General features: G+C 45.4%; 2 protein-coding genes. Both read left to right on the forward strand.

What is annotated here, in order from left to right:
• Nucleotides 1-158: 158 nt before the first annotated feature.
• Entirely contained in the window at nt 159-2,354 is a 2,196-nt protein-coding gene (locus Q0541_RS31010; protein WP_298920197.1) for a transglycosylase SLT domain-containing protein, read from the forward strand.
• A 207-nt stretch (nt 2,355-2,561) separates the two neighbouring features.
• Nucleotides 2,562-2,705 carry a hypothetical protein gene (locus Q0541_RS31015; protein ID WP_298920199.1) on the forward strand — a complete coding sequence of 48 codons (144 nt, stop codon included), beginning with the start codon at nt 2,562-2,564 and terminating at the stop codon, nt 2,703-2,705.
• Nucleotides 2,706-2,829 lie beyond the last annotated feature (124 nt).

The raw sequence follows: 2,829 nt of genomic DNA on the forward strand, positions 1-2,829 counted from the left end.
ATCTAATATATGCTATTTACACAATACTGCTAACTGTAGGATTGAAAATTAGGATTTTTCTACATAAAATTAAAAATCTAAAATGAAAAATTGGTAACACTGATGGTTAGGAGTGCTAGAGTTTCAAGAAATTCACCGGAACTTTTCAGCGGGTATTCATGCTGAAGAAACTACAGAAAAAGCAAATTTCGATAATTGCGGGTGCGGCACTGTTTGCCTTTTTAGCTGGGGCAATGGTATCAGCACCTGAGATTGGCAAATCTCTGGGGAAATGGCTCAAACTGAGTCAGAATCAAGCAGGGCAAACATCAGAGGGTAGCATTGCCCAATCAGCCGTCTTTCCACTGATCTCACAATCCCTGCCAGAACGGGCGGCAAAACTAGCAGCGATCGCCGGGCAATCGCGCTCGCCAGACCGAAATCGCGCTCGTTATCTTTTAGCGAGTGATTACATTGAAAGAACCCAAGCTAAAAAAGCGCTGGTTTTACTGGAAGGATTAGATAAAGACTATCCGCTTCTCGCGCCCTACATTTTGCTGAAACAAGCTCAGGCACAGGATATCCTGGGCGAGGACGGCAAAGCCTCGGATCTGAGGCGAAGTGTGCTGAAACAGTATCCCAAAGAAGCGGCCACGGTGAAAGCGCTATATTTGATTGCCCAACCGAAGCAACAAGAAACCGCGATCGCTCAATTTCCTTCCAATCCTCTGACTTGGGAAATTATCCGCAAACGCTTGCAAGATAATCCCAATCAGCCACAATTACAATTAATGTTGGCTAAATATGCCTATGACCAACCAGGCATAGTGGGCGTTTTAGATCAGCTAGTAAAACAGCCTACCCTCAAACCCGAAGAGTGGGAACTGATTGGTACAAGCTATTGGGAAAATAGTCAATTTCTGAAAGCCGCGAATGCTTATGCCAAAGCACCCAAAACATCGCGCAACCTCTACCGCACTGCACGGGGGTTACAGGTAGGAGGCAAAGATAAAGAAAAAGCGATCGCCATCTATAAGCAACTAGTGCAGCAATTTCCAAATACTGAGGAAACTGGCACAGCACTACTGCGGTTAGCAGAAACCGCAAAAACTCCTAAAGACGGCTTACCCTATCTTGAGCAGGTAATTAGTAAATTTCCGAAACAAGCTAGTACTGCACTGGTACAAAAAGCCAAAACTCTCCAAACCCTTAAGGATCAAAAGTCAGCTAGCCAGGCGTGGCAATTACTTATAGCCAAGTATGGAAATTCTGATGAAGCCGCAGAGTATCGCTGGAAAATCGCCCAAGATAAAGCCAATACCAAAGATTACGTCGGTGCTTGGCAATGGGCAGAACCAATTGTCACCAATAATCCCAATAGTATTTTGGCTCCAAGAGCAGGCTTTTGGGTAGGTAAATGGGCAGCTTTACTAGGGAAACAGCAGGAATCTCAAACTGCTTATCAGTATGTGATTAGCCAGTTTCCCTACTCTTACTATGCATGGCGAGCAGCGACGATGCTGGGGCTAAATGTTGGCAACTTTGACAACGTGCGCGTCATGAACCCGGAAGTAATCGCACCCCAGCGTCCATTACCGCCGGCTGGTTCTGAAACTTTAAAAGAATTATATCTGTTGGGTCAAGACCGCGATGCCTGGTTACAATGGCAAACAGAATTTCAGAATAAAATTCAGCCAACAGTAGCAGAGCAATTTACTGAAGGGTTGATCCGGCAGGCAAAGGGAGAAAATCTGATCGGAATTGATAAAATTTCTAAATTGGAAGATCGGGAAACACCAGCTGAACTTGCCCAATATCAGACTCTGAGTAAACAAATCACCTACTGGCAAGCGCGTTATCCGTTTCCCTATCAGCGAGAGATTGAAAAGTGGTCTATTGAGCGTAAACTCAATCCTCTGCTAGTCACCGCTCTCATCCGTCAAGAGTCGCGGTTTGAGCCAAAAATCAAATCCGTCGCTAACGCTACTGGCTTAATGCAGTTGTTGCCGAGTACAGCTAAATGGATCGCCCCACAAATTAAGTTGGATGTCAAAACAATAAACCTCGAAAATCCTAACGACAATATCATGCTGGGTACATGGTATTTGGATCATACGCATCAGCAATATAACAATAACTCCTTGCTGGCGATCGCCAGTTACAATGCTGGCCCCGGCAATGTCTCCAAATGGCTACAAACTCTAACTACAAAAGATCCGGATGAGTTTGTTGAAGAAATTCCCTTTGATGAAACCAAAAATTATGTGCGTCAAGTATTTGGCAACTATTGGAATTATTTGAGACTTTACAACCCTGAGATTTCTGGCATTGTTGCAAAGTACTCGACTACACACCCAAAATTGCCGGCGCAGTGATTCTACCCAATCGGGTAGAAATGAGCAAGCAGGGAGCAGAGGAGCAGGGAAAGCACATATACAATTTTACGTGAGTTCCATGAACCTCTCCCTGCCTTGAATCAAAGTTCAAGTCTGTCCCTCTCGCCCGTCGGAGAGGGACAGGTTTTGTGTAGTAAAACCTTTTAGAGGTCTTTTTATTCGACTAATTAGTGAATACCAGCTGAATTGTCAAACTCACGGATAGTCAAGGGGGGCGATGCCTACGGCGGGCTGCGCCTACGCTGTTTTTTGTGTTCAGAGGGTGAGGCGATCGCCTATTTCACAGCCAACAGGTTGATGCGAACTGTAGGGGCACGGCAGTGCCCATAGGTGTCAACTTAACGTGAAACCCTTGTCAAGAGGTGATATTGAGTTCATTCACTTACTCTTACGATCCGCCTCACCCCATCCCGGTTTTGTCTAAAGCCAAAACCGCCCCTTCCCTTGGTAAGGG

Source organism: uncultured Nostoc sp. (genome assembly GCF_937863485.1).
Lineage (GTDB): Bacteria > Cyanobacteriota > Cyanobacteriia > Cyanobacteriales > Nostocaceae > Nostoc.

What these genes read in the sequence shown, in the direction of transcription:
- Q0541_RS31010 (WP_298920197.1), top strand. Translation starts at nt 159, where the DNA reads ATGCTGAAGAAACTACAGAAAAAGCAAATTTCGATAATTGCGGGTGCG.